The organism is Leclercia sp. LTM14, from assembly GCF_023736175.1.
Lineage (GTDB): Bacteria > Pseudomonadota > Gammaproteobacteria > Enterobacterales > Enterobacteriaceae > Enterobacter > Enterobacter barmai.
This window is the reverse complement of the sequence record NZ_JAIKTT010000011.1, coordinates 66,351-80,276: the sequence shown is the minus strand read 5'-3', so window position 1 is coordinate 80,276 and position 13,926 is coordinate 66,351. Positions and strand designations below refer to the sequence as shown.

Here is a 13,926-nt window from a genome sequence, read left to right as displayed (position 1 = left end):
AAAAATCATCGTAATGGCGGATTCGAGGTAAACTTAGGTAAGGCCTCAGAAGGAGGGAATGACCATGAAACGACTCATTCTTGTTGCGGCGTTACTGCCGTTTGCCGTGTTCGCGCAGCCGATCAACACCCTGAATAACCCCAACCAGCCGGGCTATCAGAACCCCAGCCAGCAGCGAATGCAAAATCAGATGATGATCCAGCAGCAGCAGCAGACAGGGATGCTCAACCAGCAGCTGCAGACGCAGACCCGCGTCCAGCAGCAGCATCTGCAAACCCAGATGAATAACGACACCCTGCGGATTCAGCAGAGCCAGCCGGGGGTGCAGGTTCTGCCTAACACCAACGGCGGGATGCTCAGCGGTGGCGGGGTCGATGCCAGCGGCGTGCAGCAGCAACATATGCTGCCGCAGCAGCAGAATGGTTCGATGCTGAATAACCCTTAGGGCTGAAAGTCCGGGCCAATAAGAGCAATCGCATCGGTACAGATGCAATCCACACCCCAGCGCAGCAGTTCGGCTGCACGCTGGGGCTGGTTGACGGTGTAAACCAGGATATGTAATCCCGCGGCTTTCAGCGCCTCTACCCGCCCTTCATTCAGCAGACGATGGTTCAGGTGAATCGACACGCAGCCCAGCCGGGTGGTCAGCTCGCGCCAGTCTTCCCGCCACTCGTCCAGCAATAGCCCGCGCGGCAGTTCCGGAGCCGCAGCCTGGGCCGTTTCCAGGGCATCAATCTCAAACGACGACAGCAGCGGCGGCGTCATGCCTGCCCACAGCTCCCGGGCCGCTAACGCAATCACCTTGCCGGTTAACGCCCCCGTGCCGGTGGTCGGTTTAATTTCGATGTTGGCCATCATCCCGTGCTGGCGACAGCGATCGGCCACTTCCGCAAGCAGCGGCAGCGGCTCGCCTTTGAATTCGCCGCTGAACCAGCTTCCGGCATCCACTTTCAGCAGGTCGCGCCACGGCAGCTCCCCCGCCACGCCCCAGCCGTTGCTGGTACGCTCGAGGTTGTCATCATGCAGGAGGAAGATCTCCCCGTCTTTCGATAGTTTGGCGTCGAACTCGATCATGGTGTGACCGTAGCGTGCGCCGGTGTCGATGGCCGCCAGCGTGTTTTCCGGGGCCAGTTTACCGCCGCCCCGGTGGGCGACGATGCGGGGATAAGGCCAGTTACTCATATGCGTTGTCCTGTTTCACCATCAAATAAGTGCAGATGATTTTCCGGCAGGTGCAGCCACAGCGTGCTGCCCGCTTTCGGGCGCTCCTGATGCGACATGCGCACCACCAGCTTCTGCTCGCCCCAGCGTCCGTGCGCCAGGTTATCGGCCCCCAGCATCTCCAGGGTGTCCATCACCAGCGGTACGCCGCCTTCCGCCTGCGAGCTTAGCGCAATATGTTCCGGGCGGATACCCAGGGTCATTTTGCGTCCGGCATAGCCGCGATAGAACCAGTTGATGGGCAGCGCCATGCCGCTGTCCATTTCAAAATGGGTGCCCGCAGCGCTGATGCGCCCCTCCAGCAGGTTCATCGCCGGGCTACCGATAAAGCTCGCCACAAAGCGGCTGGCAGGCTTTTCGTACACCTCCACCGGGGTGCCAATCTGCTCGGCGACACCTTTGTTCATTACCATCACCCGCTGGGCGAGAGTCATCGCCTCGACCTGATCGTGGGTGACGTACAGGGAGGTGGTTTTCAGGCGGCGGTGCAGCTGCTGCAGCTCAAGACGCATCTGCACGCGCAGCTTGGCGTCGAGGTTTGAGAGCGGTTCGTCAAACAGGAATACCGCCGGATCGCGCACGATGGCGCGGCCCATCGCCACGCGCTGACGCTGGCCGCCGGAGAGCTCGCGCGGGCGTCGCTTCAGCAGGCCGTCCAGCTCCAGAATACGCGCCGCCTCTTTGACGCGCTCCTCAATGTGGCTTTTGCCCATGCCGCGGATTTTCAGCCCCCAGGCCATGTTCTCCTCCACGCTCATGTGCGGATAAAGCGCGTAGTTCTGGAACACCATCGCGATGCCCCTGTCTTTCGGCTCCATCTCGGTGACGCGCTTGCGGTCGATCCAGATATCGCCCGAGGTGACGCGCTCAAGGCCAGCCACCATGCGCAGCAGGGTTGATTTGCCGCAGCCCGACGGGCCGACCATCACGATAAATTCTCCGTCCGCCACGTCGAGGGTGAGGGGCTGAATGACCTGGGTTTTGCCGTCCCAGCTTTTGGTAACTGCCTGTAGTTTTAAACCTGCCATCTTATTTCTCGCTATCGACCAGGCCGCGGACAAACGCACGCTGCATGGCTAAAACAATGACTACGGGTGGGATAAGGGTGAGCAGCATCGCCGCCATCACCTGGTTCCAGAGGGTGGTGCCTTCGCCGGTGGCGATCATGCCTTTGATGCCCGCCACGGCGGTGCCGAGGTTGACGTCCTGGATAATCAGCAGCGGCCACAGATACTGGTTCCAGCCGTAGATAAAGGTGATCACAAACAGCGCCGCAAGGTTGGTTCTCGACAGCGGCAGCACGATGTCGCGGAAGAAGCGCATCGGCGACGCGCCGTCGATACGCGCGGCCTCAATCAGTTCGTCCGGCAGGGTCATAAAGAACTGGCGGAACAGGAAGGTGGCGGTGGCCGAGGCCATCAGCGGCAGGGTTAAGCCCGCATAACTGTCCAGCATGCCGAGGTTAGCGATCACCTCTACCGTCGGGAAGATACGCACCTCAACCGGCAGCATCAGGGTGATAAAGATCATCCAGAAGAACAGGTTACGCAGCGGAAAGCGGAACCAGACGATAGCGAAGGCCGACAGCATCGACACCACTATTTTGCCCACCGTAATGCCCAGCGCCATGATGAAGCTGTTGAGCATCATCAGCCAGAACGGGGCGCTGTTAACGCCGACGCCGTGGGTCCAGATAGTCGCCATATTTTCAAAAAGATGGCCGCCGGGGATAAGCGTCATCGGGGTTTCGAATATGGCGTTGCGATCCAGCGTGGCGGCAACAAAGGCCACGTACAGCGGGAACAGGATGACGACGATTCCCAGAATCAGCATGGTATGGCTGAAAATCGTCAGCCCGCGACGGTTCTCAATCATTGGTAGCGCACCTTACTTTCGACATAGCGGAACTGCACCACCGTGAGGATGATGACGAGGAACATCAGCACCACCGACTGGGCGGCAGAGGCCGAGAGATCCAGACCGGCAAACCCTTCGCGGTAGATCTTATAGATAAGCGTGGTGGTCGCCTGCACCGGGCCGCCTGCGGTGGCGGCGTCGATCACCGGGAAGGTGTCGAAGAAGGCGTAGACCAGGTTGACCACCAGCAGGAAGAAACTCACCGGGGCGATCAGCGGCAGCGCCAGTTTAAAGAAGCGGCGGATCGGGCCTGCGCCGTCAATCGCGGCGGCTTCCACCAGCGAGCGCGGGATGGACTGCAGCGCGGCAAAGAAGAACAGGAAGTTGTAGCTGATCTGCTTCCATACCGAGGCGAACACGACCAGGAACATCGCCTGGCCGCTGTTCTGGGCGTGGTTCCAGTCATAGCCGAATTCACCGAGGAAATGGGTGATCAGCCCGCGCCCGGGGTTGAAGAGGAAGATCCACAGCACGGCGGCGACGGCGGGCGCCACGGCGTAGGGCAGCAGCATCAGGGTCTGATAGAGACGGCTGCCGCGCACCACGTAATCCACCAGCGCGGCGAAAAACAGCGAGGCGATCAGGCCGCTGAAGGTAACCAGGGTGCTGAACTTGATCGTCGTCCAGAAGGCGTCGATGTAGTAGCTGTCGTGCCACAGGGCAGCGAAATTATCCAGGCCAACAAACTGGCTGGAGAGCCCGAACGGATCGACGCTCTGCACCGAGTACCACAGCGCTTCGCCCGCAGGCCAGATAAAGAAGATAACGGTGATGACCAGTTGCGGCGCGACCAGCAGGTACGGCAGCCAACGGGAACGAAACACCGGACGGGATGAGGACATGGAGATTGGATTCCTGAACAGTGCCGGGTGGCGGCTACGCCTTACCCGGCCTACATGGGGCACATCGTAGGCCCGGTAAGCGCAGCGCCACCGGGCATTTTTTACGATTTAGTCGACTGCTCAAAGCGGCGCAGTAGCTGGTTGCCACGCTCGACGGCCGCATCCAGCGCCTGCTGTGGGGTTTTCTTACCGGTCCACACGCTCTCAAGCTCTTCATCCACGATGGTACGGATCTGCGGCATGTTGCCCAGGCGCAGGCCTTTGGTGTACGGCAACGGCGGCTTGTTCAGCATCTGGCGCGTGGCGATATCCGCCCCCGGGTTCTTGTCGTAGAAGCCCTGCTCGCGGGTCAGGTCATAGGCGGCTTTGGTGATCGGCAGGTAGCCGGTCTTCTGATGCCATTCCGCCGCGTTTTCTGGTTTCGCCAGGAAGTCGAGGAACTCGGCTACGCCTTTGTAGGTCTCCTTGTCTTTGCCCTGCATCACCCACAGGCTCGCCCCGCCGATGATGGCGTTCTGCGGCGCGCCTTCAGAATCAGCGTCGTACGGCATCATCCCCACGCCGTAGTTGAATTTGGCGTAGTGGCGAATATCCGCCAGCGAGCCGGACGAGGCGGTGGTGATGGCGCAGTCGCCGCTGTAGAACTTCTCGGTGGATTCGTCTTTACGCCCGAAGTAGCTGAAATCACCCTTCTTGTTCAGTTCTTCCAGCAGGGCGATGTGCTTCACCTGCTCCGGCTTGTTGAATTCCAGTACCGCATTAGTGCCGTTGAAACCGTTGTTTTCAGTCGCCACCGGCTTGCCGTGCCAGGCGCTGAAGTTCTCGATCTGGATCCAGCCCTGCCAGCCGCTCGCGTAGCCACACTTCATGCCGGCCGCTTTCAGTTTGGCGGTGTACGCCGCCAGATCCTGCCAGGTTTTCGGCGGCTGCTCCGGATCTAAACCGGCTTTTTTGAAGGCGTCTTTGTTGTAGTACAGCACCGGGGTGGAGCTGTTAAACGGCTGGGAGAGCAGATGGCCGGATTTGGAGTCGGTGTAGTAACCGGAGACGGTCGGCACGAACTGGGACTCGTCGAAGTTGATACCCGCATCTTTAAACACTTCATACACCGGCTTGATGGCTTTGGAGGCCATCATGGTGGCGGTGCCCACTTCGTAAACCTGCAGCAGCGCAGGGGCGTTGCCGGTACGGAATGCGGCAATGCCCGCGCTCAGGCTCTGCTCGTAGTTGCCTTTATACACCGGCACAATCTTGTAGTCCGGGTGGCTGTCGTTGAAACGTTGCGCCAGGGAGTCAACTTCTTTACCCAACTCCCCTTCCATGGAATGCCAGAACGGAATAGTGGTGACGGCCATTGCGTTAGTCGCAAACGCCAGACCCATTGCCAGACCCAAAGCTGTGTGTCGTAACGATGTCATTGTCATCTCTCTTATTGTGCCGGATGCGCGATATCACGCGTTTTGTGCTCGCGAGGTAACATGACATGCTCGAATTACAGAAAAATAACTTTTTGTTTACAGAGAGATGACAGCAAGGCGTCAGGGGGATGATGGAAATATGAAAAAGTTGGGTGCGGTCGGTTGCCCTCACCCCGGCCCTCTCCCACAGGGAGAGGGTGCAAACATTAAAAAAGGCAACTTGCGTTGCCTTTTTGCTTTTACCTACCCGCCCAGGTACGCACTCCGAACCGCTTCGTTCGCCAGCAGCGCGTCGCCGGTGTCTTCCAGCACCACGCGACCGTTCTCCAGCACGTAGCCGCGATCCGCGAGCTTCAGCGCCTGATTGGCGTTCTGCTCCACGAGGAAGATGGTCATCCCTTCGCTACGCAACTGCTCGATGGTGTCGAAGATCTGCTGAATGATGATCGGCGCCAGCCCGAGGGACGGTTCGTCGAGCAGCAGCAGGCGCGGCTGGCTCATCAGCGCACGGCCAATCGCCAGCATCTGCTGTTCACCGCCGGACATGGTGCCCGCTCGCTGAATACGACGCTCAAACAGACGCGGGAACAGGTCATACACGCGCTTGATGCGGGTCTGGAACTGCTCGCGCTCGGCAAAGAAGCCGCCCATCGCCAGGTTCTCTTCCACCGTCATGCGCGAGAAGACGCGACGCCCTTCCGGGACAATCGCCACCGCTTCACGCATGATTCTGGCAGTCTGCCAGTCGGTAATGTCTTTACCGTCAAAAACGATACGCCCGCTGGTGGCGCGCGGATCGCCGCACAGGGTGCCGAGCAGGGTGGTTTTCCCCGCGCCGTTGGCCCCAATCAGGGTGACGATCTCCCCCTGGTTGATGTGCAGGCTGACGTCGTGCAGCGCCTGGATCTTGCCGTAGTGGGCATTAACCTTGTCAAAAGATAACATCGCTTTTTCCATCTTATGCCTCACCCAGATAAGCGCGGATCACGTCCGGGTTGTTGCGGATCTCTTCCGGCGTCCCGTTCGCCAGCGGCGTGCCCTGGTTCACCACGTAAATACGATCCGAAATGCCCATCACCAGCTTCATATCATGCTCAATCAGCAGGATGGTGGTGTCGTGATGGTTACGCAGCTCGACAATCAGCTCGTCCAGCTCTTTGGTCTCTTTCGGATTAAGCCCTGCCGCCGGTTCGTCGAGCATCAGGATCTCCGGCTGAGTCACCATGCAGCGGATAATCTCCAGACGACGCTGGTCACCGTAGGCCAGGTTGCTGGCCTGACGGTTAGCGTGCTGCAACAGACCGATACGGTCGAGCCAGGTGGCGGCGCGATCTAAAGCTTCATCCTGGGCACGGCGAAACGCCGGGGTTTTCAGCAGGCCGGAGAAGAGCCCGGTTTTCAGCTGCTGATGTTGCGCCACCAGCAGGTTCTCGATCACCGTCATCTCGCGGAACAGACGCACGTGCTGGAAGGTACGCACCACGCCCATGCGGGCAATCTGCTGGCCCGGCAGCCCTTCCAGGTGCTGGTCGCGCAGCATGATGGTGCCGCCCGTCGGTTTGTAGAAACCGGTCAGACAGTTAAAGACCGTGGTTTTACCGGCACCGTTCGGGCCGATCAGCGAAACAATCTCTTTCTGATGCAGATCCAGAGACACATTGTTGACCGCCAGCAGGCCGCCAAAACGCATCATCAGGCCGTTAACGGATAATAATGGCTGACTCATGCCTGCTCTCCTTTCGCTTGCCCGTTTTTCAGTTTCAGCTGTGGACGGGTCATCGGCAGCAAGCCCTGCGGACGCCAGATCATCATCAGTACCATCAAACCACCGAGCATCAGCATGCTGTATTCGTTAAAGTCGCGCATCAGCTCACGGGAGACCACCAGCAGGATGGCCGCGAGAATAACGGCAAACTGCGAACCCATCCCGCCGAGCACCACGATAGCCAGCACGAACGCGGATTCCGCAAAGGTAAAGGATTCCGGGCTGACGAAGCCCTGGCGCGCGGCAAACAGCGTTCCGGCGAAACCGGCAAACGCGGCGCTGATGGTAAAGGCGGTCAGCTTGATGCGGGTCGGGTTCAGGCCCAGGGAGCGACAGGCGATCTCATCTTCACGCAGCGCTTCCCACGCACGTCCCAGCGGCATGCGCAGCAGACGGTTAATCACGAACAGGGTGATGACCACCAGCAGCAGCGCCACCAGGTAGAGCCAGATCACGCGGTCGGACGGATCGTACTTCACGCCGAAGAAGTTGCTGAAGGTGTCCCAGCCGCCTTCACGGGCGGAACGGCTGAACTCCAGACCGAAGAAGGTCGGTTTTGGGATCTGGCTGATGCCGTTCGGGCCGCCGGTCACTTCGGTATTGTTGAGCAGCAGGATACGGACAATTTCGCCGAAGCCTAAGGTCACAATCGCCAGATAGTCACCGCGCAGGCGCAGCACCGGGAAGCCGAGCAGGAAGCCCGCCGCCGCAGAGACCAGCCCCGCCAGCGGCAGACAGGTCCAGAAGCCGAGACCGTAATAGTGGTTCAGCAGGGCAAAGGTGTACGCGCCGATGGCGTAGAAGCCGCCGTAGCCCAGCACCAGCAGGCCAGACAGGCCCACCACCACGTTCAGGCCGAGGCCCAGAATGACGTAAATCATGGTCAGGGTGGCGATATCCACCGTCCCGCGCGAGACCACGAACGGCCACGCCACGGCAGCCACCAGCAGCGCCACCAGGAACAGCTTCTGTTTAACGGTCGAGCCGTCGATGGCCGGCAGAACAAACTTCGGCCCGGAGACGTTTTTCAGCGCCTTCTGGAACAGCGGACGCAGCAGCTGGAAGAAGAAGACCACTGCGGTGCCGACAAACACCCACTGCCAGCGGATATCAGAGGCGGAATCCACCACCAGCTTTGTGCCGCTCAGCTGCAGCTGCACGCCCATAAAGACGCCCGCCAGCAGGAAGAACATCGCCGCAGAAAGCAGCGCCATCGCAAAATGCATCGGTTTCATACTTTCTCTACCTCCGGACGACCCAGAATACCGGTAGGCATAACCAGCAGAACCAGAATCAGCAGGGCAAACGACACCACATCTTTATATTCGGTACTCAGGTAAGCAGAGGAGAGCGCTTCGGCCACGCCCAGAATCAGGCCGCCGATCATCGCGCCCGGAATGCTGCCGATACCGCCCAGTACCGCCGCGGTGAAGGCTTTCATCCCGGCCATAAAGCCGATGTACGGGTTGATCACGCCGTAGAACTGGCCGAGCAGAACACCAGCAACGGCCGCCATCGCCGCACCAATCACGAAGGTCAGGGCGATCACGCGGTCGGTGTTGATGCCGAGCAGGCTCGCCATTTTCAGGTCTTCCGCACAGGCGCGGCAGGCGCGGCCCATACGGGAGTAGCGGATAAACAGGGTCAGCGCCAGCATGGCGAGGAAGGTCACAATCCAGATCACCAGCTGCATGGTGGTAATCGACGCCGAGAAGTTCTCGCTGGCACCCACAATCCACTGGCCGTTAAACAGGCTTGGCAGCGCCACGTCGCGGGACCCTTCGGTCAGGCTAACATAGTTCTGCAGGAAGATGGACATACCAATCGCGGAGATCAGCGCAATCAGACGCTTGGAGCTTCGCACCGGGCGATAGGCCACCCGTTCGATACTCCAGCCGTAGGCGCTGGCAATGACAATCGCCCCGACAAATCCGGCGGCCACCAGCAGCCAGCTGCTGTCGATCCCCATCATCATCAGTGCGGCGATAATCATAAAGGAGACATAACTGCCGATCATATACACCTCGCCGTGGGCGAAGTTGATCATGCCGATAATGCCATACACCATCGTGTAGCCGATGGCGATCAGTGCATAGGTGCTTCCCAGCGTAACGCCGTTAAACATCTGCTGCAGAAAATAGAGAAACTGCTCGGACATAAGGTAACCTTTCTATTCCCGCCCGGACCTGCCGGGCGGTGGGATCATGATTATTTGGCGACCGAGGACGAACCGTCGGCGTGCCACTTAAAGACACCAAACTCAAATCCCTTCAGATCGCCTTTCTCATCCCAGTTCAGCGGCCCAATCACGGTATCTGCCCCGTGTGCTTTTAAATCTTTAATCAGATCCTGCGGCGCTTTGCTGCCGGTACGATCCATGGCGGTGGCCAGAGACTGTACGGCGGCATAGGTGATCCAGACGTACGGACCACTTGCGTCTTTCTTCTCGGCTTTCAGCGCGTTCACGATAGCGCTGTTCGCCGGATCCTGGTCATAGCGTTTTGGCATCGTCACCAGCATGCCTTCGCCCGCATCGCCCGCAATGTTCGACAGCGAGGCGTTACCCACCCCTTCCGGCCCCATAAACTGGGTTTTCAGGCCGATAGAACGCGCCTGGCGCAGCATCTGGCCCATTTCCGGGTAGTAGCCGCCGTAGTAAACGAAGTCGATATTCTCTTTTTGCAGACGCGCCAGCAGCGCGGAGAAGTCTTTTTCGCCTGCGGTAATGCCGTCGAAGAAGACCACGTTAGCGCCGCCTTTCTTCAGGCCGTCCTGGACGGAGCGGGCCAGCCCTTCGCCGTACTGCTGCTTATCGTGAATGATGGCAATACGCTGCGGCTTAACGCTTTCGAGGATGTACTTCGCCGCGGTCGGCCCCTGAGACGAGTCGAGCCCGGCGGTGCGCATGATGTACTGATAGCCGCGCTGGGTCAGTTCCGGGTTAGTGGCGCCCGGCGTGATCATCAGAATGCCTTCGTCCTCGTAGATATCGGACGCTGGCTGGGTGGAGGAGGAGCAGAGATGGCCAATCACATACTGAATGCCATCGTTAACAATTTTGTTGGCAACGGCAACGGCCTGTTTCGGGTCGCAGGCATCGTCATATTCCACGGCAACCAGTTTGTCGCCTTTGATGCCGCCTTTGGCGTTGATGTCTTTAATTGCCTGCGCGCGCCATTGAACTCCATATCACCCCATTGGGCAACAGGGCCGGACAACGCACCTACTACGGCAACTTTAATATCTTCCGCCATGGCTGCCTGTGAAACTGCCAGTGCAACCATTCCCGCGAGTAATGCTTTCGCGTTCCTTTTCATCGGTGAATCCCCATTCGTGACGTGATGTATATATTTTGTTTTATTATGGTTAAAAAGCATTCTGTACTTTTAATAAACAACGCAACTTTTGCTATTGCCTTTAATGGTTTAGCGCAGTTTTTTCACAAAAATCAGACTAAAATCTCTATATTTCAGGCGATTAAGCAAAGATAATATTCTGAAATCAGGCAGAGATAAACAAATAAAAGCACGAATTGCAGCATAAAATAACGGTACAATGCGCCGAATAAAACGCTGCCTTTTAGGTTAAAATTCTGCTTATTTTTCGATCCCTGCGTTTTAAAACTACGCAACGCAACGCTAAAAAAGTAATCAGCTAGGTAATGGGTTTAAAAAGTGGAAGCGTCTGACAGAATAAATTGAGTACACTGCCTGCACTCTTTTTGATTTGGACAAGCGGCTAATGAAACTGACCATCCACCGTCTGGAGAACTTTAGCGACCAGGATCATATCGACCTCAACAAGATCTGGCCGGAATATTCCCCCTCCTCCCTCAACGTTGACGACACCCACCGTATTTATGCTGCGCGCTTTAACGAGCGGCTGTTAGGCGCGGTGCGGGTAACGCTGAGCGGGACGCAAGGGGCGCTGGATTCCCTGCGCGTGCGCGAAGTCACCCGCCGTCGCGGCGTGGGGCAATATTTGATTGAGGAAGTGATTCGCGACAACCCGAGCGTGGCCTCGTGGTGGATGGCGGACGTCGGCGTGGAAGACAGGGGCGTGATGGCGGCCTTTATGCAGGCGCTGGGGTTCACGGCGCAAAGTAATGGTTGGGAGAAGCGTTAAAAAAGCCGGGTGGCGCTACGCTTACCCGGCCTACATGCTCCGCAGCATTTTCCCAAGAATTTCGTGTTGCAGGAAGGCGGCAAGTTATGAAATCCCCGGGAGCTTACATAAGTAAGTGACCGGGGTTGAATAACGCAGCCAACGCACCTGCGGCGCGAAAGGCGACGGGAAAATTATTTGGCGTCGGTCGCTGTACCGTTAGCATGCCAGTCGAATACACCAAACTCGAAGCCTTTCAGATCGCCCTTCTCATCCCAGGACAGCGGCCCCATTACGGTTTCAACGGAGTTCGCTTTCAGCCAGGTGGCGATTTCAGCCGGTTCTGCTGACTGATTCAGGCCCGCCTGCAGGGTTTGCAGCGCAGCGTAGGTGGTCCATACGAAAGCACCGCTTGGATCCTGTTTCTTCGCCTTGATGGCATCTACGATAGGTTTGTTCGCAGGAACCTGGTCGTAGTTCTTCGGCTTGGTCACCAGCAGACCTTCAGCAGATTCACCGGCGATGTTAGACAGGGAGACGTTCGCAACGCCTTCCGGGCCCATGAACTGGGTTTTCAGACCGGCCGCACGAGACTGACGCAGGATCTGGCCCATCTCCGGGTGGTAGCCACCGTAGTAAACGAAATCGATGTTCTCTTTCTTCAGGCGCGCCACCAGGGTAGAGAAGTCTTTCTCACCGGCGGTGATACCGTCGAAGAACACTACGTTGGCGTTAGATTTTTTCAGGTTGTCCTGCACGGAACGCGCCAGGCCTTCACCGTACTGCTGTTTGTCATGAACGATTGCGATACGCTTCGGCTTCACTTTATCGACGATGTATTTCGCCGCAGTTGGGCCCTGGTCGGAGTCCAGACCGGTGGTACGCATCACCATCTTATAGCCACGGGAAGTCAGCTCCGGCGCGGTGGCGGCAGGGGTGATCATCAGAATGCCTTCGTCTTCGTAGATGTCAGACGCTGGCTGTGTGGAAGAGGAGCACAGGTGGCCGATAACATATTTGATGCCGTCATTCACCACTTTGTTGGCAACCGCAACCGCTTGTTTCGGGTCACAGGCATCATCATATTTTACGATCTGCAGCTTTTCGCCTTTGATACCGCCCTTGGCATTAATGTCGGCAACCGCCTGCTCTGCACCTGTAAATTCCTGGTCGCCGTATTGCGCTACCGGACCGGACATGGCGCCAACCACGGCCACTTTGATATCCGCCTGAGCCATAGTGCTGAATGCCAGCGCGATACATCCTGCCAGTAAGGCTTTACCCTTCATATTCATCCTGAGAATCCCCATTGTGATGGTTATTGTGTTTGTTGTGATGTTGTTTTATGGCGCTTTATTTCGATTATGTGTCTGCCGTGCGCGCCTTTTCAGCATACTCTGCTAAAACATACCCCATTTTTATCTATTTGGAATAGCTATTTTGAAATGTATATAAGGTAAGCGAGGCTTTAACGAGTCAGCACACAACGCTGCGATAAGTGTTTGCGAAGGAGGGAGAATTCGCCAGGAGGGGGGCTAAAAAAACAAAACCCCCGAATTTGCATTCGAGGGTTATCGGGGCACTTCGCGAGGATTAGGCTTCGATAGCGGCGCGAAGTTTTTTCATGGCGTTCTTTTCCAGCTGACGTACACGTTCAGCGGAGACGCCGTAGCGGTCGGCCAGCTCCTGCAGGGTGGACTTGTTGTCTTCGTCCAGCCAGCGGGCACGGATAATATCCTGACTACGCTCGTCGAGGCCTTCCATTGCATAGGTCAGCTTGTTAGCGGCCTGCTCTTCCCAGTTGTCGTCTTCAATGCCGTCAGCAAAGTTGGACGATTTATCCTGCAGATACAGGACCGGGGCCATCGGCTGGCTGTCGGAGGCATCGTCGTCGGAGGACATATCAAAGGTCATGTCCTGCGCGGCCATCCGCGATTCCATTTCACGCACGTCTTTGCTGGAAACGCCCAGCTCGCGGGCAACCATTTCAACTTCATCCTGGTTGAACCAGCCCAGACGCTGCTTGGTTTTACGCAGGTTAAAGAACAGCTTACGCTGTGCTTTGGTGGTCGCGACCTTCACGATACGCCAGTTACGCAGCACGTATTCGTGAATTTCCGCTTTGATCCAGTGCACGGCAAAGGAGACCAGACGCACACCCACTTCCGGGTTAAAGCGACGCACCGCCTTCATCAGGCCGATGTTACCTTCCTGGATCAGGTCTGCCTGCGGCAGGCCGTAGCCCGCGTAGTTACGAGCAACGTGAACAACAAAGCGCAGGTGAGACAGGATCAGCGTCTTAGCTGCTTCCAGATCGCCCTGGTAATGCAGCTTTTCAGCAAGCTCCTTTTCTTCCTCAGCCGTCAACATCGGCCAGGTGTTAGCGGCCCGGATGTAAGATTCCAGGTTACCAACAGGGGCTAAAGCTAAAGTTTGCATTTCTTTGGTCATTCATTCCTCTCAATCTATTCTTTCTGGCGGCGGTTTGTCCCCATCAGGCAACGAACATGCCAGAATTAATGAGCAACGAGAATATCATTCACTCTTTTATCAGACAGTGATTTTATCCACAAGTTCCGTATGTAACTGTGAATAAATTACGCACAAAATGTGACACGGGGATGATAATGCGGGTCAGAGACAACAGGGGGACTCTTTC

Annotated in this window: 13 protein-coding genes and 1 pseudogene; 2 read left to right on the top strand and 12 right to left on the bottom strand. The window is 57.4% G+C overall.

The genetic code is table 11. The annotated features are described in order from the left end of the window. Positions 1-64: 64 nt before the first annotated feature. A complete protein-coding gene (locus K5I40_RS19505) occupies positions 65-445 on the top strand; it encodes a DUF2756 family protein (protein ID WP_223075687.1) in 381 nt (126 codons plus the stop codon). On the opposite strand, the gene ugpQ is transcribed toward K5I40_RS19505, so the two are convergent. From ugpQ to livK, 10 genes and pseudogenes are all read right to left on the bottom strand, one after another. Then, complete coding sequence (gene ugpQ / locus K5I40_RS19500) at positions 442-1,182, bottom strand: glycerophosphodiester phosphodiesterase (RefSeq protein ID WP_223075688.1); 741 nt, start codon at positions 1,180-1,182, stop codon at positions 442-444. The genes K5I40_RS19505 and ugpQ overlap by 4 nt on opposite strands. Beyond that, a complete protein-coding gene (locus K5I40_RS19495) occupies positions 1,179-2,249 on the bottom strand; it encodes a sn-glycerol-3-phosphate import ATP-binding protein UgpC (RefSeq protein WP_223075689.1) in 1,071 nt (356 codons plus the stop codon). The genes ugpQ and K5I40_RS19495 overlap by 4 nt, the downstream gene beginning before the upstream one ends. 1 nt (position 2,250) lies before the next feature. Beyond that, positions 2,251-3,096, bottom strand: a complete 846-nt coding sequence (ugpE, locus tag K5I40_RS19490) for a sn-glycerol-3-phosphate ABC transporter permease UgpE (RefSeq protein ID WP_223075690.1) — start codon at positions 3,094-3,096, stop codon at positions 2,251-2,253. After that, entirely contained in the window at positions 3,093-3,980 is an 888-nt protein-coding gene (ugpA, locus tag K5I40_RS19485; RefSeq protein ID WP_039032515.1) for a sn-glycerol-3-phosphate ABC transporter permease UgpA, read from the bottom strand. Before ugpA ends, ugpE begins: the two co-directional genes overlap by 4 nt. Before the next feature lie 101 nt (positions 3,981-4,081). After that, the gene (ugpB, locus tag K5I40_RS19480; RefSeq protein ID WP_039032514.1) at positions 4,082-5,398 is read right to left on the bottom strand and encodes a sn-glycerol-3-phosphate ABC transporter substrate-binding protein UgpB; all 1,317 of its coding nucleotides are present in this window, start codon (positions 5,396-5,398) and stop codon (positions 4,082-4,084) included. A gap of 243 nt (positions 5,399-5,641) precedes the next feature. Continuing rightward, on the bottom strand, positions 5,642-6,355 hold the full coding sequence (livF, locus tag K5I40_RS19475) for a high-affinity branched-chain amino acid ABC transporter ATP-binding protein LivF (protein WP_039032513.1): 714 nt from the start codon (positions 6,353-6,355) through the stop codon (positions 5,642-5,644). A gap of 1 nt (position 6,356) precedes the next feature. Further along, positions 6,357-7,124, bottom strand: a complete 768-nt coding sequence (livG, locus tag K5I40_RS19470) for a high-affinity branched-chain amino acid ABC transporter ATP-binding protein LivG (RefSeq protein ID WP_039032512.1) — start codon at positions 7,122-7,124, stop codon at positions 6,357-6,359. Beyond that, positions 7,121-8,398, bottom strand: a complete 1,278-nt coding sequence (locus tag K5I40_RS19465; RefSeq protein ID WP_039032511.1) for a high-affinity branched-chain amino acid ABC transporter permease LivM — start codon at positions 8,396-8,398, stop codon at positions 7,121-7,123. Before K5I40_RS19465 ends, livG begins: the two co-directional genes overlap by 4 nt. Then, positions 8,395-9,321 carry a high-affinity branched-chain amino acid ABC transporter permease LivH gene (gene livH / locus K5I40_RS19460; RefSeq protein ID WP_039032510.1) on the bottom strand — a complete coding sequence of 309 codons (927 nt, stop codon included), beginning with the start codon at positions 9,319-9,321 and terminating at the stop codon, positions 8,395-8,397. Before livH ends, K5I40_RS19465 begins: the two co-directional genes overlap by 4 nt. Before the next feature lie 50 nt (positions 9,322-9,371). Next, positions 9,372-10,480: pseudogene (livK, locus tag K5I40_RS19455) on the bottom strand (high-affinity branched-chain amino acid ABC transporter substrate-binding protein LivK). Positions 10,481-10,904: 424 nt separating this feature from the next. Here livK and panM point away from each other — a divergent pair. Continuing rightward, positions 10,905-11,288, top strand: a complete 384-nt coding sequence (panM, locus tag K5I40_RS19450; protein ID WP_039032508.1) for an aspartate 1-decarboxylase autocleavage activator PanM — start codon at positions 10,905-10,907, stop codon at positions 11,286-11,288. A gap of 173 nt (positions 11,289-11,461) precedes the next feature. Here panM and K5I40_RS19445 read toward each other — a convergent pair whose 3' ends face one another. Together K5I40_RS19445 and rpoH are read right to left on the bottom strand one after the other, a co-directional pair. Continuing rightward, positions 11,462-12,562 carry a branched-chain amino acid ABC transporter substrate-binding protein gene (locus K5I40_RS19445; protein WP_082019626.1) on the bottom strand — a complete coding sequence of 367 codons (1,101 nt, stop codon included), beginning with the start codon at positions 12,560-12,562 and terminating at the stop codon, positions 11,462-11,464. Between the two features lie 298 nt (positions 12,563-12,860). Continuing rightward, a complete protein-coding gene (gene rpoH, locus K5I40_RS19440; protein WP_032614938.1) occupies positions 12,861-13,718 on the bottom strand; it encodes an RNA polymerase sigma factor RpoH in 858 nt (285 codons plus the stop codon). Between the last annotated feature and the right edge of the window lie 208 nt (positions 13,719-13,926).